Annotated in this window: 18 protein-coding genes; 7 read left to right on the top strand and 11 right to left on the bottom strand. The window is 61.2% G+C overall.

The window, feature by feature from the left end; genetic code table 11:
- Positions 1–77: 77 nt before the first annotated feature.
- Positions 78–707 carry a flavin reductase family protein gene (locus FFH90_RS07005; RefSeq protein WP_018926552.1) on the top strand — a complete coding sequence of 210 codons (630 nt, stop codon included), beginning with the start codon at positions 78–80 and terminating at the stop codon, positions 705–707.
- Here FFH90_RS07005 and FFH90_RS07000 read toward each other — a convergent pair whose 3' ends face one another.
- A complete protein-coding gene (locus tag FFH90_RS07000) occupies positions 708–938 on the bottom strand; it encodes a hypothetical protein (RefSeq protein ID WP_019581518.1) in 231 nt (76 codons plus the stop codon).
- A 41-nt stretch (positions 939–979) separates the two neighbouring features.
- On the bottom strand, positions 980–1,333 hold the full coding sequence (locus tag FFH90_RS06995) for a putative quinol monooxygenase (RefSeq protein ID WP_026286455.1): 354 nt from the start codon (positions 1,331–1,333) through the stop codon (positions 980–982).
- Between the two features lie 336 nt (positions 1,334–1,669).
- Between FFH90_RS06995 and FFH90_RS06990 the strand changes: the two genes are divergently transcribed.
- Positions 1,670–2,599, top strand: a complete 930-nt coding sequence (locus FFH90_RS06990; RefSeq protein ID WP_111454711.1) for an AraC family transcriptional regulator — start codon at positions 1,670–1,672, stop codon at positions 2,597–2,599.
- A gap of 63 nt (positions 2,600–2,662) precedes the next feature.
- Here the strand turns inward: FFH90_RS06990 and FFH90_RS06985 are convergent, their stop codons facing one another.
- The 6 genes from FFH90_RS06985 to FFH90_RS06955 all read right to left on the bottom strand — a co-directional run bounded on the left by FFH90_RS06985 (position 2,663) and on the right by FFH90_RS06955 (position 10,125).
- A complete protein-coding gene (locus FFH90_RS06985) occupies positions 2,663–3,718 on the bottom strand; it encodes an ABC transporter ATP-binding protein (protein ID WP_018926556.1) in 1,056 nt (351 codons plus the stop codon).
- Between the two features lie 18 nt (positions 3,719–3,736).
- The gene (locus FFH90_RS06980) at positions 3,737–4,585 is read right to left on the bottom strand and encodes an ABC transporter permease (protein ID WP_018926557.1); all 849 of its coding nucleotides are present in this window, start codon (positions 4,583–4,585) and stop codon (positions 3,737–3,739) included.
- Positions 4,582–5,490 carry an ABC transporter permease gene (locus FFH90_RS06975; RefSeq protein WP_138866902.1) on the bottom strand — a complete coding sequence of 303 codons (909 nt, stop codon included), beginning with the start codon at positions 5,488–5,490 and terminating at the stop codon, positions 4,582–4,584. Before FFH90_RS06975 ends, FFH90_RS06980 begins: the two co-directional genes overlap by 4 nt.
- Positions 5,491–5,708: 218 nt before the next feature.
- Entirely contained in the window at positions 5,709–6,812 is a 1,104-nt protein-coding gene (locus FFH90_RS06965; RefSeq protein WP_019651395.1) for an extracellular solute-binding protein, read from the bottom strand.
- A gap of 218 nt (positions 6,813–7,030) precedes the next feature.
- Positions 7,031–8,479: an aldehyde dehydrogenase family protein gene (locus tag FFH90_RS06960; protein WP_138866901.1), complete on the bottom strand. Its 1,449-nt coding sequence runs from the start codon at positions 8,477–8,479 to the stop codon at positions 7,031–7,033.
- Between the two features lie 8 nt (positions 8,480–8,487).
- Positions 8,488–10,125, bottom strand: coding sequence for a 5-guanidino-2-oxopentanoate decarboxylase (locus tag FFH90_RS06955; RefSeq protein ID WP_138866900.1), 1,638 nt, complete (start codon positions 10,123–10,125; stop codon positions 8,488–8,490).
- Between the two features lie 159 nt (positions 10,126–10,284).
- Between FFH90_RS06955 and FFH90_RS06950 the strand changes: the two genes are divergently transcribed.
- Positions 10,285–11,166 carry a LysR substrate-binding domain-containing protein gene (locus tag FFH90_RS06950; RefSeq protein ID WP_018926562.1) on the top strand — a complete coding sequence of 294 codons (882 nt, stop codon included), beginning with the start codon at positions 10,285–10,287 and terminating at the stop codon, positions 11,164–11,166.
- Between the two features lie 60 nt (positions 11,167–11,226).
- On the opposite strand, the gene FFH90_RS06945 is transcribed toward FFH90_RS06950, so the two are convergent.
- Both FFH90_RS06945 and FFH90_RS06940 read right to left on the bottom strand, forming a co-directional pair.
- A complete protein-coding gene (locus tag FFH90_RS06945; RefSeq protein WP_138866899.1) occupies positions 11,227–11,841 on the bottom strand; it encodes an NAD(P)-dependent oxidoreductase in 615 nt (204 codons plus the stop codon).
- Between the two features lie 208 nt (positions 11,842–12,049).
- A complete protein-coding gene (locus tag FFH90_RS06940) occupies positions 12,050–12,931 on the bottom strand; it encodes an MBL fold metallo-hydrolase (RefSeq protein WP_111454714.1) in 882 nt (293 codons plus the stop codon).
- 114 nt (positions 12,932–13,045) lie between these two features.
- Here FFH90_RS06940 and FFH90_RS06935 point away from each other — a divergent pair, with 114 nt between their 5' ends.
- Both FFH90_RS06935 and FFH90_RS29935 read left to right on the top strand, forming a co-directional pair.
- Positions 13,046–13,951, top strand: a complete 906-nt coding sequence (locus tag FFH90_RS06935) for a LysR family transcriptional regulator (RefSeq protein WP_019581528.1) — start codon at positions 13,046–13,048, stop codon at positions 13,949–13,951.
- Positions 13,952–14,045: 94 nt separating this feature from the next.
- Complete coding sequence (locus tag FFH90_RS29935; protein ID WP_167331182.1) at positions 14,046–14,222, top strand: hypothetical protein; 177 nt, start codon at positions 14,046–14,048, stop codon at positions 14,220–14,222.
- Positions 14,223–14,244: 22 nt separating this feature from the next.
- On the opposite strand, the gene FFH90_RS06930 is transcribed toward FFH90_RS29935, so the two are convergent.
- The gene (locus FFH90_RS06930) at positions 14,245–15,156 is read right to left on the bottom strand and encodes a helix-turn-helix domain-containing protein (protein WP_018926567.1); all 912 of its coding nucleotides are present in this window, start codon (positions 15,154–15,156) and stop codon (positions 14,245–14,247) included.
- Positions 15,157–15,335: 179 nt separating this feature from the next.
- Between FFH90_RS06930 and pobA the strand changes: the two genes are divergently transcribed.
- Together pobA and FFH90_RS06920 are read left to right on the top strand one after the other, a co-directional pair.
- Complete coding sequence (gene pobA / locus FFH90_RS06925) at positions 15,336–16,529, top strand: 4-hydroxybenzoate 3-monooxygenase (protein ID WP_064616324.1); 1,194 nt, start codon at positions 15,336–15,338, stop codon at positions 16,527–16,529.
- Between the two features lie 78 nt (positions 16,530–16,607).
- Positions 16,608–18,125 carry an MDR family MFS transporter gene (locus FFH90_RS06920; protein ID WP_018926569.1) on the top strand — a complete coding sequence of 506 codons (1,518 nt, stop codon included), beginning with the start codon at positions 16,608–16,610 and terminating at the stop codon, positions 18,123–18,125.
- The last annotated feature ends 189 nt before the right edge of the window (positions 18,126–18,314 follow it).

Genomic DNA, 18,314 nt, shown 5'->3' with positions numbered 1-18,314 from the left:
CCCACTCCCACTGATTGAAATCTGCCGCTGGCCCTTGCACCATGCTCATCTCCCGGACGCCCTCAGGAATTCACTCCATGCCCGACGATATCCATTTCTACGAACCCGCCAACGGCCATGGCCTGCCCCATGACCCGTTCAACGCCATCGTCGGCCCGCGTCCCATCGGCTGGATTTCCTCCCAGGACGCCAACGGTCGCCTGAACCTGGCACCCTACAGCTTCTTCAACGCCTTCAACTACATCCCGCCGATCATCGGGTTTTCCAGTGTCGGGCGCAAAGACAGCCTGAACAACATCGAGCAGACCGGCGAGTTCGCCTGGAACCTGGCGACGCGTCCGCTGGCCGAGCAGATGAACCAGAGCTGCGCCATGGTCGGGCCGGAAGTCAACGAGTTCGAACTGTCCGGGCTGACCACCGCCGCGTCGAAAATCATTCAGGTGCCACGGGTCGCCGAAAGCCCGGTGTCCTTCGAGTGCAAGGTCACGCAGATCATTCAGTTGCAGCGCGCCAACAAGGAAGTGGTGCCGAGCTGGCTGATTCTCGGCGAAGTGGTCGCCGTGCATATCGCCAAATGGCTGTTGAAGGATGGGGTGTACGACACCGCCGCAGCAGAACCGATTCTGCGCGGCGGCGGGCCAGCGGATTATTTTCAGCTGGGGCCAGAGGCACTGTTCAAGATGTTCCGCCCGGGGGCGGTCAAGTGATTACCAGAGCAGGTCGGCGTCTTGTTTGACGTCTTTGAGGTGGGTCAGCTCTTTGGCCGCGGCCTCGTCGGCTTCATGAGCGGTCTTGAACGTCTGGCCTTCCAGCACTTTGTGAAAAACCGGGGCACCGGAACCACCGAGGGCTTTGACGGCAATCGCGGCGTGGTAACCGCCCTCGCCCGGTACTACTGCTGAAACGGCTTCGAAGTGTTCAAAGGCTTTACGTGCCATGTCGCGGATCCTGGCTAATGGAGAGTTGCGCCATTAAACCCTCAACCGGCCAGTTTGTGTACCGCTGCCTGGGACTGGCCGAGGGCCTGGGTCGCCGAGACATCCTTGAAAGTATGGAAATCCAGGCTGTTGACCACCATTTCCTGCACCAGCTCGGCAAAAATCTGCATCGCCGGGCTGCCGAAGTAAGCGGTCATCGCCTGTTGGCTGGCCCAGAAACCGGACACCAGCCACAGCTCGGGATCACATTGCGAGTGCTGCAGGGCGAAGCTCAGGCAACCCGGCGCGTTGCGCGACGGTTCGATCAGGGCGCTCAGGCGCGCACCGAGTTCTGCCGAACGCCCGGCGCGGGCGCGAACGAAGGCCATATGACTGACGGGGATCTGCGTAGACATGTTCAACCCTCCCAGGGAGTCGAGTGGCAGCCGTGGGACGGGCTGCGACAGGATCCAAGATTAGGCGGCGCATCACAGTCAGCGTTAGTCGATTTCTGCCGGCTTATTGCACAATCCTGCGCAACTGCAAAAAGCCTCTGTAACAGCGCGCAAAGTATTGTCACACCGCTGTCACACCACTTTTAAGCAAGTTTCATCCACGTTGCCCTGCTATGGCAGCCTCGTGTATTCACCCCGCGCAGAATCAGGCAAGCTTTTGACAGGATGTGTCTACCGCTGTCCCTTGCACAAATTTAAGCTCGGCCCATGACCAACACTTCACGGAGGATTCCCTGCATGTCGTCGCTCGATCACTTTCAGGCTCCGCTTCCCGCTGACATGGAAAAACAGCGCGCGGAACTGGCCGACCTCATCCGTCGCAACACGCTGGACGATGGTTCCTATGCCACCGCCGTCGGTTCGCTGTTCATGTCGCGTCACAGCAAATCCCATGATTTCGCCCCGGGGCTGGCCCAACCGGCCCTGTGCATCATGGCCCAGGGACGCAAGGAAGTTCGGTTGGCGGACGAACACTTCAATTACGACCCGCTGAATTACCTGGTGGTATCGGTCTCGATGCCCCTGAGCGGGCGGGTGGTGAATGCCTCGCCCGAAGAACCGATCCTCGCGGTGCGGCTGGACATCGACCCGGCGGAAATCACCGCGCTGATTGCCGACGCCGGCCCCATCGGCCTGCCCACACGGCCCACGGGCCGAGGCCTGTATGTCGAGCGGATCGACGCGGCCATGCTCGACGCCGTGCTGCGCCTGGCGCGTTTGCTGGACACACCGAAAGACATCGCCATGCTGGCGCCGCTGATTCGTCGGGAGATTCTGTATCGGCTGTTGCGCAGCCAGCAGGGACATCGGCTGTATGAGATTGCCATCGCCAACAGCCAGAGCCATCGCATCAGCCAGGCGATCAAATGGCTCAACGGCAATTATGAGCAACCGCTGCGCATCGATGATCTGGCGCGGGAAGTGAACCTGAGCGTGTCGACGCTGCATCACCGGTTCAAGGCGATGACGGCGATGAGTCCACTGCAGTATCAGAAACAGTTGCGCCTGCAAGAAGCGCGACGGTTGATGCTGGCCGAAGGGCTGGAAGCGTCGGCGGCGGGGTATCGGGTGGGGTATGAAAGCCCTTCGCAGTTCAGCCGCGAGTACAGCCGATTGTTCGGGGCACCGCCGCTGCGGGACTTGGCGCGGTTGCGGTTGACGGTTTGATCCGGCATTTGTTGCGTGGCTGATGGCCTCATCGCGGGCTTGCCCGCGATGGGGCCAGTAAAATCAGGCGCTCAGTACTCGGCACGCCTCAGCCGGCAAGGTCACCGACACCGGATTGCCAATGCTCAACCCAACGTCCTGACACGGCGTGCTCAACGCGGTAAACGACACCCCGGAACATTCGACGGTGGTTTCGATGGTCGCGCCGATATCCCGCACAAACGTCACCTTACCCAGCAAGCGATTCCCCGCCGTCGCCTGGGGTTGCGACAATTGCAGGTCTTCGGGGCGAATCAGCATTTTCACTTTCTCCCCCACCACAATGCTGCTGCAGATCGGCACTTGCAGCGCATCACCGCCGGGCAGGCTGACCTTGCCATTGCCCAACGCCGTGGCCGGGAAAATATTCCCCGAACCGATGAAGTCCGCGACGAATTCATTGGCCGGGTGCCGATAAATCTCAATCGGCGTGCCCACCTGCTGCACCCGATGTTCACCCAGCACCACCACGATGTCGGCCATGGTCATGGCTTCGCGCTGATCGTGGGTGACCATGATGGTGGTGATGTTCAAGCGCTGTTGCAGCTGACGGATTTCCACCTGCATCGATTCGCGCAGCTTGGCGTCCAGCGCCGACAGCGGTTCGTCGAGCAGGAGGATTTTCGGCCGCGAGGCAATCGCCCGGGCAATCGCCACACGCTGACGCTGACCGCCGGAGAGTTTTGCCACTGGGCGATCAATCATTTCCTGCAGTTGAATCAGCTCAAGCAACTCCACCACCCGCGCCTGCTGATCGGCCTTGCTGACCCCACGCAGTTTCAACGGATAGGCAATGTTCTCCCCCACCGTCATGTGCGGGAACAGCGCCAGGGATTGAAACACCATACCGAAATTGCGCTGATGCGCAGGGGTATGGCCGATGTCTTCACCGTCCAGGCGAATCTCGCCGCCGGTCAGGGTTTCGAGCCCGGCGATCATCCGCAGCAAAGTGGTTTTACCGCAGCCCGACGGGCCGAGGAAACACACCAGTTTGCCCTCGGGCAAATGCAGGTTTACATCCTTTACCGCGCAGGCCGAGCCGTAATGTTTCTCGACGTTTTCCAGAATCAGACCAGTCATTTGAATCACCTCAAGAAATCAGAACGAAACGCCGCCTTCGCCAACCAACTTTTCCAGCGCCCAAATGAGCACGAAGTCGATCAGCACGATCAGCACGGCAAACGAGAAAACGGTAGGGTCGAGCGATGACACGGTGCGGCTGTACATCCAGATCGGCACGGTCATGACGTCGATGGTGTAGAGGAAATAGGTCACGGTGAATTCGTTGAACGAGACGATGAACGCCAGCAGCATGCCCGCCAGAATCCCCGACTTCATCAACGGCACCACCACATCGACAATCGCCCGAGTCGGTGAAGCGCCGAGCATTTGCGCGGCCTCTTCGACTTCGCTGCCGATGGAAAGCATCGCTGCCGTGCAGTTCTTCACCACGAACGGCAGCGCCAGAATCACATGGGCAATCACCAGCCGCGAGGTGGTGATCTGGAATGGCAGGCTGTCGAACACCAACAGCAAGGCCAGGCCCAACACCACCATCGGGAACACCAGTGGCAGCGACATCAATTGCAGCGCCACGGCCTTGCCACGGAACTCGCAACGGGTCAGCGCGTAAGCCGCCGGCACCGCGATGATCGTGGCGAAGATCATGGTCAGGCAGGCCACCAGCAAACTGGTGCTCATGGCCTTGCCCAGGCTCAGTACGTCGCTGGCGTCCGGCGAGACGAACGTGTGCCAGGCGGCCTTGTACCATTGCAGGCTGTAGCTGCTGGGCGGAAAGTCGAGGTTCGACGCGCCGCTGAATGACATGACAATCATGGTCAAAATCGGCAACACAGCCAGCAGCAGAATGAAGCCCGAGAGGATGCCGGCGAACTTGCCGGTATCGCCCGGCAGCAACGACTGACGCTTCTTGATCAAAGTGCTCATTGGGAAGCCTCCAGCATGCGCCGACGACGGCCAGTGATGTATTCGGACAAGGTCATGATGGCCAGGGTGGTAACGATCAGCACCACGCCGGCAGCGGACGCGGCGGGCCAATTCATCAGCGGGGCGATCTGGTCATGGACCATTACCGCCAGCATCGGCACGCGCCGACCGCCGAGCAGCAAAGGCACCACGAAGCTGCTGGCGTTGTAGGCAAACACCAACGTCGCGCCGGTGATGATCCCCGGAAAACTCATCGGCAACACCACTTGGCGAAACACCTGCAGGCGACTGGCGCCCAAGGTTGCAGCGGCTTCTTCGTAAGTGCGGGCGACTCCGCGCATGGCGCTGGCAATCGGCAGCACGGCCAACGGGAACGCGGTTTGCACCAGGCCCATCAACACGCCGTTCTGGTTGTACAGCAGCATGATCGGCCGCTTGATCAGGCCCAGGCCCATCAGCGCCTGATTGAGCATCCCGCCCGGGCCGAGAATCACCAGCCAGCCATAGCTTTGCAGTAACAGGTTGACCAGCAACGGCAACAGCACCGCCGCCAGGAAAATCCGCCGCACGAACGGTGAGGTCAGCCGCGACATGGTGTAGGCCACCGGGATCGCCAGCAGCACCGCGATCATCGCGCTGATCAGCGCCAGGCGCAGGGTCAGCAGCAAGGATTTGAGGTAGTACGGTTCCAGCAATTGCGCGTAACTGGCCAGGCTGAAGCCGGACCACTCCGCACCTTTGGTGCCCACGCTCATGCGCAGCACCAGGAGGCTGGCGGCAATCAGCACGCCGAGAAACAGCATCGACGGCGAGAGGAAAAACCACGCACGCACTGTCGGTGAGACACCCCGATTAGCGCGCGTGGGTGCGACGCTTACCGGATGGGTCAGAGGTTGGTGTTCCATAGCAAGGGTCTCGTCAATGGAAAGCAGCAAGACTGAGATTCGGCAAAACCTGTGGCGAGGGAGCTTGTCGGATCGCCGCACCGTCCCGCTGGGTTGCGCAGCGACCCCAATCAATCACCGCGCCCTTTCAGATAGAACGCGGTGCCTGGTTTTGCGGCTGCTACGCAGCCGAGCGGGAGCAAGCTCCCTCGCCACAATGAATCTTCAAACCGCAGAAATCAGGAAGAAAAGATTTCCGTGTAACGACGAATCCATTGGTCATGCACGGTGGCCAGGAAGGCGTTGTCGTGCATGATCGCCTTCTCGGCAATCTGCTCCGGCGTAAGGATGTACGGGCTCTTGCGGGCTTCGGCGGAGATGATCGCCTTGGCGTTGACCGGACCGTTGTAGATGTCTTCGGCCATCTTGCCCTGCACCAGCGGGTCCAGAGAGTGGTTGATGAAGGCGTAGGCCAGGTCGGTATCGCCCGGACGGTTTTTCGGCATCACCGAGAGCATCAGGTCGGTGTAGAAACCTTCCTTCATGCCGAACGTGGCGCCCAGACCGTAGGCCGGGTCGCGGATCTGTTTGGGGAAAAACGCCGGTGCGTACAAGCCGCCCATGTCCAGCGACCCGGTGCGGAACAGCTCGGCGATCTGGTTCGGGTTTTCACCCAGGGTCACCACGCGGCTCTTGAGCTCGGCGAGTTTCTTGAAGCCCGGCTCGATGTTGTGTTCGTCACCACCGGCCAGTTTGGCGGCGATGATGATCAGGTCCATGGCCTCGGTCCAGTTCGGCGGCGGCAGGAAAATGTTCGGCGCCAGGTCGGCGTCCCACATCGCGGCGTAGCTGTCCGGGGCTTCTTTCTGGGTACGGGTGCTGTAGACCAGGCTGTTGCACCACAGCAGGTAACCGATACCGTGGCCATTGGCGCCGGTGCGATATTTCTCCGGCACGTCCACCAGGTTGGGGATGCGGTTGAGGTCGGGTTTTTCCAGCAGGTTGGCGGCGGCCAGGCCTTCGGCGCCGACGCCGGCCAGGGTGATGATGTCGTACTGTGGACGATCACCGCCGGCCTTGAGTTTGGCGACCATTTCCGAGGTACTGCCGGTGCGGTCAGCGATGACCTTGCAGCCGTACTTGTCTTCGAAGGTCGCCGCGATATTGCGCAATGCTGCAAGGCCCGTGTCATCGGACCAGGTCAGCAGGCGCAGGGTCTTGCCCGCAAAGCGCGTGTCGCTGGCATTGGCCCGGATGAACGGCATGCTCATGGCCGCCGCGGCTACCGACGCCACACCCACGGTTTTGATGAATTGACGTCTGTTCAGATCATGCTTGCCCATGAAGGACTCCCTTTGTTTTTTTAAGTATGAGGTTGGTCGCAACCGTTGCATCCGCGCGGCCAGATCGGCTTAAAGTCCCCGGTTTCAAAGGACTTGAGCTGTGCCGGCGGGTTCATCCTGAGGTCGTGCAAAACACCTGACTATCGATAAAAACTCATTGAAGCCATGACGTTGGCGCATGCCTCATCAAGAGGCATGCGCTCACTGTTTTCGTGCTGTCAGACGGCCCGAATCACATGCTTGATTTCCTGGAACGCCTGCAAACCCCACGGCCCCAATTCGCGGCCGATGCTGCTCTGTTTGTAGCCACCCCAGGCGGTCTGCGGGAAGATCACTTGCGGCGCGTTGATCCACACAAGCCCCGCCTCCAAAGCGTTGGCGACCCGATCGGCGGCCTCGCTGTCGCGCGTGACCACACTGGCCACCAGACCGAACGGGCTGTCGTTGGCCAAGGCGATCGCCTCGGCTTCAGAGCTGAAACTGCGCACGCAGATCACCGGGCCGAAAATCTCTTCGCACCACAACGCACTGTCGAGGGGCGCGTCGATGAAAACGGTCGGCTGCAAAAAATATCCGCGTGAAAGGTCCGCCGGGCGATTGCCGCCGCAGATCAGCTTCGCGCCAGCGCTCAAACCGCGATCGATGTGGCCCAGCACCCGCTGGTATTGCGCCTGGTTGACCAGTGCGCCCATCTCCACGTTCGGGTCGAACGGGTCGGCCACGCGAATGGCTTCGGCACGGGCCTTCAATCGCGCGACAAATTCATCCGCCAGTTCATCGGCGACCAGTACGCGGCTGGTGGCGGAACACATCTGCCCGGCGTTGAAGAAACCGCCGCCACAGGCCACTTCCACGGCCAGTTCGATATCGGCATCGGCGAGCACCAGCAGCGAGGATTTACCGCCCAGTTCCAGGCTCACGCCTTTCACGGTTTCCGCCGCCCGCTGCATCACCTGCACGCCCACCGCATTGCTGCCGGTGAAGGAAATCTTGGCGATGCGCGGGTCAGCCGACAGCGGTGCGCCAACGGCAAGGCCGGTGCCGCAGACCAGGTTGAACACGCCGTCTGGCAGGCCGGCCTCGGCAATGATCGTCGCCAGTTCCAGTTCCGGCAGCGGCGTCACTTCAGACGGTTTGAGCACCACGCAGCAACCGGCGGCCAGGGCCGGGGCGAGTTTCCAGGCGGTGGTGACCATCGGGAAATTCCACGGCACGATCAGGCCGACCACGCCGCACGGTTCACGGCGCAAGCGGGCGCTGAAATCGTCACTCGGCAACGCCACGGCGCTGTCTTGTTTCGCGTCCAGGCCTTCAGCCAGACCGGCGTAATACTCGAAGGTGGCGATCACGTCGTCGACGTCGATGGCCGCTTCGAACAACGGTTTGCCGTTGTTGCTCGACTGCAACTTCATCAACTGTTCGCGCCCGGCCTGCACGCCTGCGGCGATTCTGCGCAGGATCGCCCCACGCTCGGCTCCGGTGGTTTTCGACCATTGCTTAAAAGCGTTGGCCGCCGCGGTGACGGCCTGATCGACAGCGTGTGCATCGCCGCCGTTAACGGTGGTCAGCAGGGCTTCGGTCGCCGGGTTGATCACGCGCAGATGTTCGTTGCCAGCGGACCATTGGCCATCGATGAACAGGCCGTCGAGGGTCGTCGGAAAGGTCATGGGAGCACTCATTGCGACACCGCCTTCATCCACTGGGTCTGGTCGATTTCAATCAGGGTCGGGCCCTGACGATCGGTGGCCAGGCGCAACGCATCACGCAAGCTGTCAACACTGTTGACCGCTTCGGCCGCACAGCCCAGGGCCTTGGCCACACCGATAAAGTCCGGGGTATAGATGTCCACGCCCACCGGCTCGATGGCGCGGTTGACCATGTATTTCTTGATCTCTTCGTAGCCCTGGTTATTCCACAGCAACACGATCACCGGCGTACGCGCTTCCACCGCACTGGCCAGTTCCGGCAAGGTGAATTGCAGGCCGCCGTCGCCGATCAGGCACACCACCGGAGGGCGCGTGCCGCCTTCGACGCTGCCACCGAGCCAGGCGCCAATCGCCGCCGGCAAGGCGTAACCGAGGGTGCCGTAACCGGTGGACGAGTTGAACCAGCGACGCGGACGCTCCGGGTTGAAGGTCAGGTTGCCGGTGTACACCGGTTGGGTCGAATCGCCGACGAACACCGCGTTCGGCAATTCGTGCAGCACGGTTTCCAGGAAACGGGTCTGGGCCAGGGTCGGGGCGTCCCAGATCGCGGCGAGCTCTTCTCGCAAGCGAGCGGCGCGCACCTGGCCCCAGTCGTTGCGGCGCTCGGCCAGCGACTTGTGGGACAGCGCACTCAGCAGGGCCTGGGCGGCATTGCGCGAGTCGGCCACCAACGCCACCTTCGGCGGGTAATTACGCACGGTCTGGTCTGGGTCGATGTCCACGCGCAGCAGCACGCCCGGGATTTCGAAGCCGCCGGCGAAGGTGATGTCGTAATCGGTTTCGGCCAGTTCGGTGCCGATGGCCAGCACCACGTCAGCCTCGGCCACCAGCGCACGGGTGGCCACCAGGCTTTGGGTCGAACCGATCAGCAGCGGGTGGCTGGATTCGAGCATGCCTTTGGCATTGATGGTCAGGGCCACTGGCGCATCCAGCAGCTCGGCCAGTTCAGTCAGCTCGGCCGCCGCATCGATGGCGCCGCCACCCGCGAGAATCAATGGGCGTTTGGCACCGGCCAGCAGGTCGGTCATGCGGCTGATCGCGCTGGGCGAAGCACCGGCACGATCGATGTTCACTGGCACGCTGGAGAGCAGGTCATCGGCCTCTTCGACCAGTACGTCCAACGGGATTTCGATGTGCACCGGACGCGGACGCCCGGCCTGGAACAGCGCGAAGGCCCGCGCCAACACGCCCGGCAATTCCGCCGCCGACATCAAGGTATGGGAGAACGCCGCCACGCCGCCGACCAGTGCGCTCTGGTTCGGCAGCTCATGCAGCTTGCCGCGCCCGCCGCCCAATTGGCTGCGCGATTGCACGCTGGAGATCACCAGCATCGGGATCGAGTCGGCGTAAGCCTGGCCCATGGCGGTGGTGATGTTGGTCATGCCGGGGCCGGTGATGATGAAGCACACACCCGGTTTGCCGCTGGTGCGGGCATAACCGTCGGCCATGAAACCGGCGCCCTGTTCGTGACGTGGAGTGACGTGGTTGATGCTCGAACGGGCCAGCCCGCGATACAGCTCCACGGTATGCACCCCGGGAATGCCGAACACCTGCTCGACCCCGTAATCTTCGAGTAACTTGACCAATACTTCGCCGCACGTCGCCATGTGTTTGCCCTTTTTGTTCGTTTGAGACGCCGGGCCTGCGCAGTGTTTATGATGGATTGGCAGGCCCGGGAATGGCCTCATTGGAACGGGCGACACGTAGCCGCAACAATGGATAAAAAGTCATACTAGCCATGTCCTCACGTCATACCTTGGATCCCAATGAAACGACTGCCTCCCCTGCCGGCGCTGCACACTTTTCTGATCACCGCGCAGTGCTGCAACTTCACCCGGGCCGCCGAACAGCTGCACATCACCCAAGGCGCGGTGAGCCGGCAGATCGCCGGGCTGGAAGATCATCTGGGTTATGAACTGTTCATTCGCCAGGCGCGGGGCTTGAGCCTGACCGCCGAAGGACGTGAGTGGTTGCCACGGGTGCAGCAGATTTTCGGCCTGATCGATGAGGCCGTGGAGCAGATCGGCGAGAAGCGCGAAACCTTGCAACTCAAGGCGCCGACCTGCGTGATGCGCTGGCTGTTGCCGCGCCTGTTGCAGTGGCAAAAGGAACGCCCGGATGTGCCGGTGGAATTGACCACCACGGTGAAACACGGCGTGGACTTTCATCGTGAACAATTCGACGCGGCGGTGATGTATGGCCCGCCGCCGGAGAGCTCACTGGCCTCCCATCATTTGTTCGATGAGCAACTGACGCCCGTGTGTTCCCGGCCGATGCTTGAAGGGCCACTGGCCTTGCAGACACCGGCAGACCTGCAACAACACTTGTTGCTGCATCCGACCCGGGATGAACGGGACTGGAAAGCCTGGTTGAAAGCGGCGGATATTCATCTGAGCAATGTCGGCAAGGGCCAGCATTTCGAAACCCTGGACCTGGCGATGTCGATGGCGTCCCAGGGGACAGGCGTGGCGATTGGCGATTGGTCGTTGATCGGCGATGACCTGAGCGCCGGGCGGCTGGTCATGCCCTTTGATTTGAAGGTGAAAACCGGATTGGCGTATTACCTGGTGTTCCCCGAAAAACCTGCGCCTTCGCCGAAGTTGCGCGAATTGATGGGGTGGTTGGTGGAGCAGGCGCAGGCACGCTGAACCGAAATCGCCCTGTAGCAGCCTGCGTTCGGCTGCTACAGGGGATGTGGTGTTGCGAAGTTAATACCCGACCGTAAACCGCTGGCGGGAATGCTTCGGTGTTTCCACTTCATCCAGCAACGCGATCGCGTAATCGGCAAAGGTAATCCAGCTGCGACCCTGCGCACTCACCAGCAAGTCATCCTTGCCGACTCGAAACGTGCCCGTACGCTCACCTTCGACAAACTCCGCCGACGGCGACAGAAAGGTCCAGTCCAGGTTCTGTTCCTGACGCAAGGTGTTGAGGAAATCGGCACCGGCACTGGCCTCAGCCTTGTACTCCGGCGGAAAACCTTCGCTGTCGATCACCCGGGTGCCGCCGGGCAGCAACAGCGAACCGGCACCGCCCACCACCAGCAGACGCTTGACCCCGGCCTGCTTCACCGGCTCGATGACGGCGCTGGCGGGGATGGTGGAGAAATGTGCAGCACTGATTACCGCATCATGGCCAGCGACGGCGGCTTGCAAAGCGGCAGCATCGAGCACGTCGACGTTTTTGCTGACGACACCGGCACGCTGGCCGATTTTAGAGGTGTCGCGGGCGATGGCGGTGACGCTGTGACCGCGACGCAGGGCTTCTTCCAACAGTTGGCTACCGGCACGACCGGTGGCACCGATGATTGCGATTTTGCTCATGACGTTCTCCAGTTGATGTAACTGTGATGTATAGCGTGTGTGTAATCAGCACAACCTTTGTGGCGAGGGAGCTTGCTCCCGCTGGAGTGCGAAGCGCTCCCTGCACTCCATCAGGTACACCGCATTTACAGGTTTTACGACTGCTTCGCAGCCGAGCGGGAGCAAGCTCCCTCGCCACAAAGGCTTGTTCAGTTTCAGGTCCGACGGGTTACCACTTCATCTCGCCCTTGGCGACTTTGGCGCTCAGCTCCAGCGAGCTTTCTTCGCCCAGGGTCGGGTAGCGTTTTTTCATCGCGCCGATCAGTTCGGCTGAATCTTTCGCCTTGGCGGTTTCTTCGTCGAAAGCCTTGATGTAATCAGCGGTGAACTGCACAGCCGCCAGGGAGCGAGCGCTCTCGCCCAGGTAGTGACCCGGCACGATGGTGTTCGGCTTCAAGGCTTCGATCGTGTGCAGCGTCGTCAGCCAATCGGCATGGGACTGCGTGGTCTGGGTATCAGCCATCCACACATGAATGTTTTCGGCGACAACCACGCCACCGACCACTGCCTTGATCGACGGAATCCACACAAAGCTGCGATCCGGTTGCTTGCCATCCAGGCCGAGCACCTGCAGTTTCTGCCCTTCCAGCATCAGGCTGTCGCCCTTGAGCACGTGCGGCACGATGGTTTTGTTCGGCACGTCGGCGCCCATTTTCGGCCCCCAGAACGCCAGTTTGCCGTCGACGGTTTTCTTGATGTGATCAACCGTCGGTTGCGAGGCCAGTACCTTGGCTTTCGGGAACGCTTTGGTCACGGTGTCGAGGCCGAAGTAGTAATCCGGGTCACCGTGGCTGATGTAGATGGTGGTCAGTTGCTTGCCGCTGGCGCGGATTTTTTCCACCACTTGTTCGGCCTGGGATTTGCCGAATTGTGCGTCCACCAGAATCGCTTCCTTCTCGCCGCTGACCAGTACCGAGGTCACTGGGAAGATCGCGTTGGTGCCCGGGTTGTAGACGTCCAGGGTCAGGGTCGACGCCGCAGCGGCGTGGGCCGCGAAGCCCAGTGCGGCGGTTGCCAGAAGAATGCGTTTGATTGAAGTGAAGCCGATCATCTGTTGCTCCGTTGTCCGAATGCCGTGCTTGGCGATGGGACAGAGCTTAGTTGCCTGGTTCGATACAAAAAATGCGATGCTTGAACATAGTTTGTTTCTGAAAGCGGGCAAATCATGGATCGTCTACAAGCAATGCGGGTGTTCGTCACGGTGGTGGACCTGGGCAGCCAATCGGCCGCCGCCGATCACCTGGACCTGTCGCGGCCGGTGGTTTCACGGTATCTGGCGGAGCTGGAAGATTGGGTCGGCGCACGCCTGATGCACCGCACCACGCGCAAATTGAGCCTGACCGCCGCCGGCAGTGAAATCCTGCCCCGGTGCCGGCAGATGCTCGATTTATCCAGCGACATGCAAGCCGCCGTCAGCGAGCCGGACGACGCACCGCGCGGCCTGCTGCGGATCAGCGTCAGCACCTCGTTCGGCCAGGCGCAACTGGCCGATGCCATGGCCGCCTACGTCAAACGTTACCCCGGCGTAAGCATCGATCTGCAAATGCTCGACCGCACGGTGAACCTGGTGGATGAGCGCATCGACCTGGCCATCCGCACCAGCAACGACCTGGACCCGAACCTGATCGCCCGGCGGCTGACGGTCTGCCGCTCGGTGATCTGCGCCTCCCCCGCTTACCTGCGCGAGCACCCGGCGCCGCAGCGGGTCGAAGACCTGAGCCTGCACAATTGCCTGACCCACTCCTACTTCGGCAAAAGCCTCTGGCATTTCGAGCAGGATGGCGAACCGGTCTCGGTGCCGGTACAGGGCAACATCAGCGCCAACGAAGCCAGCACGCTGTTGCGCGCGGCGATGGCCGGGGCCGGTGTGGCGATGCTGCCCAGTTACCTGGCCGGCATGCATATCCACAGCGGCGAACTGATCCGCCTGCTGCCCCAGGCCGAGCCCCGTCAGATGAACATCTATGCGGTGTATGCCTCACGCAAGCACATGCCGGTGGCGTTGCGCAGCATGCTGGATTTTCTGGTGCTCAGATTTCCCGAAGAACCGGCATGGGATGTGGGCCTTTAACCGGAGTGAATGTGGGGTGGTTTTGATGGCAACTCACCGGCGCTGACCTATGCTCAAAGCAGTACCCAAGGGTATTCGTTCAGAGGTCAACGCCATGAACATCAAAACAAGAAGATACCTCGCCATTTTCATCACCTGCGCGGCGACGCTGGCGCTGTATGGCACAGCCGCCTGGCGTGTCGAACAGTTGCGCAAAGTGCCCCATGACTTCGCGAGCTGCAACTTCGAGCGCTGCATCCCCCACAGCGCAAGCCTCAACGCCCTCCGCTGACGAACACCTTGTGGTGAGGGGGTCAGGTCTCGCTCTTCTGATCGGCAGCGTCCTGATCGGCCTTCAAGCGGTCGCGAAAAGCCTTGGGCGAGATCCCCACCCGACGTCGGAACAAGCGTGTGAAGTTGGTCGGATCGGAAAACCCCAGCACATCGGACATTTCATAAATGGTCATGCTGGTGTAGGTCAGCAAGCGCTTGGCCTCCAGCAACTGACGCTCGTGCATGATCTGCAACGCCGGCTGCCCCGCCAGTTCACGGCACGTGCCGTTGAGGTGGGACACGGAAATCCCCAGCCGATGGGCCAGGTCCTCGACCTTGACGTGCTGGCGATAGGTCTCCTCCACCAGCTGGATAAAACCGTTGAGGTATTCCCGGGCACGCTGCGGACGCTGATTGGCAGCGCGGCGCTGGATCACCTGACGGCTGACCCACACCATGATCACGCTGACCAGCGAATGCATGAGCATTTCCCGCGCCGGTTGATGGCCGGTGTATTCGCTTTGCAGCGCTGAAAACAGGCTGTTGAGGTACTCGCTGTCCTTGCCCGCCGGGTAGCTTTCGGCTTGGGCCAGGGCATTTACCGAATTGCCCAACTGCGCCTGAAGATGGGCGACCAGCGGCGCGGCCAGGGTGACGACGAACCCTTCGACGTCCTCGGAAAACCGATAACCATGCACCGATAACGGCGGCAGAATGATGATTGCCGGCTCAGCCAATTGTGAGCGTTTCCCTTCGATCTCAAGCTCTGCCTGACCTTTGAAGACGAAGAGCAACTGACACAAATCAGCGTGGCGATGGGGTTTTATTTCCCATTGATGTTCGCGGCTGCGTTTTGAAATGGTTTCACAGTGGAGCAAATCGGGGGTCGGCCAATCCAGGCTTTCACCGTAGAGTTTGAACACCGGAATCGATGGCAGGGCGGGCTTGTTCATCACTTCAATCCAGGCCTCGAAGGTAACGGGGCGATAATCGCACCGATTGGCAGAATGTACAGGTATCGGCTCAGTTTTCACCTTCAATTGACGGACCCGCAAGTGAAAAATGCAAGCACTCGATCCATAAAAATCATCCACCGGCGTTGGTCGCGTGGAGCTTGCGAGTCATAAAAACAATGAAAACACTAAAAACCCAAATCGCCATCATCGGCGCCGGCCCCTCTGGTTTGCTACTCGGCCAATTGCTGCATAACGCCGGCATCGACACCCTGATTCTCGAACGCCAGACCCCGGACTATGTGCTGGGACGCATCCGTGCCGGTGTCCTCGAACAAGGCATGGTAGAGCTGTTGCGTCAGGCCGGGGTGGGCCAGCGCATGGACGCCGAAGGGCTGGTTCACACCGGCTTCGAACTGGCCCTGGACGGGCGCCGGGTACACATCGATCTGCAAACATTGACCGGTGGCAAAACCGTGATGGTGTATGGCCAGACCGAGGTCACCCGCGACCTGATGGCCGCTCGTCGGGACGCCGGGGCGCAGACGATTTATGCAGCCAGCAACGTCGTCCCCCACGGCATGAAAACCGCTGAACCCTATGTGACCTTCGACAAGGACGGCGAAACGTATCGACTCGATTGTGACTACATCGCCGGTTGCGACGGTTTCCATGGCGTGGCGCGACAGTCGATTCCTGCCGACTGCCTGAAGGTATTCGAGCGGGTGTATCCGTTCGGCTGGCTGGGGATTCTCGCTGACACTCCGCCAGTTCACGAGGAGTTGGTCTACGCGCGGCATGAACGGGGCTTTGCGTTGTGCAGCATGCGTTCGCCGACACGCACCCGTTATTACCTTCAGGTACCGGCCCAGGATCAGGTCGATGACTGGTCCGACCAACGCTTCTGGGACGAACTCAAATCCCGTCTGCCAGCGGCCCTCGCCGATGTGCTGGTGACCGGCCCGTCGATCGAGAAAAGCATCGCGCCGCTGCGCAGTTTCGTGGTCGAGCCGATGCAGTACGGGCGGATGTTCCTGGTCGGCGACGCCGCGCACATCGTCCCGCCCACCGGTGCCAAAGGCCTGAACCTGGCGGCCAGCGACGTCAGTACGTTGTTCAATATTCTGCTGAAGGTTTACCGCGAAGGCCGTGTTGATTTGCTGGAGAAGTATTCCGAAATCTGCCTGCGGCGGGTGTGGAAAGCCGAACGGTTTTCCTGGTGGATGACCTCGATGTTGCATCGCTTCGACGAGCACGACGCATTCAGCCAGCGCATCAGCGAATCGGAACTGGCCTATTTCGTTGACTCCGAGGCGGGCCGAAAAACCATCGCGGAAAACTACGTCGGCCTTCCGTACGAGGCTATCGAATAGGCTCCTATCGACTTACACTGGCGAGCACTCCCGCTCGCCTTGCTCCTTGCGGGTCCATCACTGCCCGCAGGTTTTACCGTGACCAATCTCAACCGGCCTGAAACGCCCAAACCGGCCATTCGCAGCGTGCTGATCGCCCTGATGCTGGCGATCTTTCTGGGCGCGCTGGACCAGACCATCGTCGCTGTGTCGATGCCGGCGATTTCCGCGCAGTTCAAGGACGTCAGCCTGCTGGCCTGGGTCATTTCCGGCTACATGGTGGCGATGACCGTGGCGGTGCCGATCTACGGCAAGCTCGGCGATCTGTATGGCCGCCGCCGGTTGATGCTGTTCGGCATGGGTTTGTTCACCCTGGCTTCATTGTTCTGCGGCATGGCGCAAAGCATGGAGCAACTGGTGCTGGCGCGGATCTTTCAAGGCATCGGCGCCGGCGGAATGATTTCGGTGAGCCAGGCGATCATCGGCGACATCGTTCCACCGCGCGAACGCGGTCGCTATCAGGGCTACTTCAGCAGCATGTACGCGGTGGCCAGCGTGGCCGGCCCGGTACTCGGTGGCTACATGACCGAATACCTGTCCTGGCGCTGGGTATTCCTGATCAACCTGCCGTTGGGCCTGGGTGCCTGGTGGGTGGCTTATCGCACGCTGGTAGGGCTGCCGGTGCCGCAGCGCAAGCCGATCATCGACTACCTCGGTACGTTGCTGATGATCATTGGCCTGACGGCGTTGTTGCTGGGCATCACTCAGGTTGGCCAGGGGCATTCGTGGCGCAGCCCCGAAGTGGCGGGTTTGCTCGGTTGTGCGGTGGCGGTGCTGGCGGTGTTCGTCTGGCATGAACGGCGGGCGCGGGAACCGTTGCTGCCGATGCATTTGTTCGCCAACCGCAATGCGATCCTTTGCTGGTGCACGATTTTCTTCACCAGTTTCCAGGCGATTTCCCTGATCGTGCTGATGCCGCTGCGCTTCCAGAGCGTCACCGGCGCCGGGGCCGACAGCGCGGCACTGCACCTGTTGCCGCTGGCCATGGGCTTGCCGATAGGCGCCTATTTCGCCGGGCGCCGGACCTCGGTGACCGGTCGTTACAAACCGATGATCCTGACCGGCGCGTTGCTCATGCCGTTGGCGATTCTCGGCATGGCGTTCAGTGCGCCGCAGGCGTTTGTGCTGAGCAGCCTGTTCATGTTGCTCTGCGGAATCGCTGGCGGCATGCAGTTCCCGACGTCGTTGGTGGGCACGCAAAACTCGGTGGATCAACGGGACATTGGCGTTGCCACCAGCACCACCAATCTGTTCCGCGCTCTGGGCGGTGCAGTGGGCGTGGCGTTGATGTCGGCGCTGTTGCTGGCGTTGTTGCAGGACTCCAGTTTCGCGCACCTGGCCGGCTCGTCGCTGATTGCCGAGGGCCGTTCGGGGAATGTCTTGCTCGATGGTTTGAACGCCGCGCCGGGGGATGCGCAAAACGCCTTGCGCGCCGAGCTGCTGCTGACCTTCAGGCATTTACTGATGGTCAGCGCGGCGGTGTCGCTGCTGGGGCTGGCGGCGGCGATTGCCATGCCGAACAGGGTGTTGCGCGGGCGGGAAGACAAGGTTCGATAGAAAGACCGAGGCTTGCCCGCGAAGACGTCAGCCCGGACACCACTAGCGACCAGGCGTTGTGTTGCTTTCTGTGGCGAGGGAGCTTGCTCCCGTTGGGTGGCGCAGCCGCCCCAAACCCATTCACCACCGCTATTCAGATAACCTGCGGTGCCTGATTTGCGACTGCTGCGCAGTCGAGCGGGAGCAAGC

The sequence above is a fragment of the Pseudomonas sp. ATCC 43928 genome, from assembly GCF_005938665.2.
In the GTDB taxonomy this organism is placed as follows: domain Bacteria; phylum Pseudomonadota; class Gammaproteobacteria; order Pseudomonadales; family Pseudomonadaceae; genus Aquipseudomonas.
The sequence above is the reverse complement of the archived record's forward strand: the minus strand, read 5'-3'. Positions and strand labels throughout refer to the sequence as shown.

What these genes read in the sequence shown, in the direction of transcription:
- FFH90_RS06950 (WP_018926562.1), top strand. Translation starts at nt 10,285, where the DNA reads ATGAAACGACTGCCTCCCCTGCCGGCGCTGCACACTTTTCTGATCACC.
- FFH90_RS06945 (WP_138866899.1), bottom strand. Translation starts at nt 11,841, where the DNA reads ATGAGCAAAATCGCAATCATCGGTGCCACCGGTCGTGCCGGTAGCCAA.
- FFH90_RS29935 (WP_167331182.1), top strand. Translation starts at nt 14,046, where the DNA reads ATGAACATCAAAACAAGAAGATACCTCGCCATTTTCATCACCTGCGCG.
- FFH90_RS06965 (WP_019651395.1), bottom strand. Translation starts at nt 6,812, where the DNA reads ATGGGCAAGCATGATCTGAACAGACGTCAATTCATCAAAACCGTGGGT.
- FFH90_RS06975 (WP_138866902.1), bottom strand. Translation starts at nt 5,490, where the DNA reads ATGGAACACCAACCTCTGACCCATCCGGTAAGCGTCGCACCCACGCGC.
- FFH90_RS06960 (WP_138866901.1), bottom strand. Translation starts at nt 8,479, where the DNA reads ATGACCTTTCCGACGACCCTCGACGGCCTGTTCATCGATGGCCAATGG.
- FFH90_RS07005 (WP_018926552.1), top strand. Translation starts at nt 78, where the DNA reads ATGCCCGACGATATCCATTTCTACGAACCCGCCAACGGCCATGGCCTG.
- FFH90_RS06990 (WP_111454711.1), top strand. Translation starts at nt 1,670, where the DNA reads ATGTCGTCGCTCGATCACTTTCAGGCTCCGCTTCCCGCTGACATGGAA.
- FFH90_RS06935 (WP_019581528.1), top strand. Translation starts at nt 13,046, where the DNA reads ATGGATCGTCTACAAGCAATGCGGGTGTTCGTCACGGTGGTGGACCTG.
- pobA (WP_064616324.1), top strand. Translation starts at nt 15,336, where the DNA reads ATGAAAACACTAAAAACCCAAATCGCCATCATCGGCGCCGGCCCCTCT.
- FFH90_RS06955 (WP_138866900.1), bottom strand. Translation starts at nt 10,125, where the DNA reads ATGGCGACGTGCGGCGAAGTATTGGTCAAGTTACTCGAAGATTACGGG.
- FFH90_RS06995 (WP_026286455.1), bottom strand. Translation starts at nt 1,333, where the DNA reads ATGTCTACGCAGATCCCCGTCAGTCATATGGCCTTCGTTCGCGCCCGC.
- FFH90_RS07000 (WP_019581518.1), bottom strand. Translation starts at nt 938, where the DNA reads ATGGCACGTAAAGCCTTTGAACACTTCGAAGCCGTTTCAGCAGTAGTA.
- FFH90_RS06980 (WP_018926557.1), bottom strand. Translation starts at nt 4,585, where the DNA reads ATGAGCACTTTGATCAAGAAGCGTCAGTCGTTGCTGCCGGGCGATACC.
- FFH90_RS06940 (WP_111454714.1), bottom strand. Translation starts at nt 12,931, where the DNA reads ATGATCGGCTTCACTTCAATCAAACGCATTCTTCTGGCAACCGCCGCA.
- FFH90_RS06930 (WP_018926567.1), bottom strand. Translation starts at nt 15,156, where the DNA reads ATGAACAAGCCCGCCCTGCCATCGATTCCGGTGTTCAAACTCTACGGT.
- FFH90_RS06985 (WP_018926556.1), bottom strand. Translation starts at nt 3,718, where the DNA reads ATGACTGGTCTGATTCTGGAAAACGTCGAGAAACATTACGGCTCGGCC.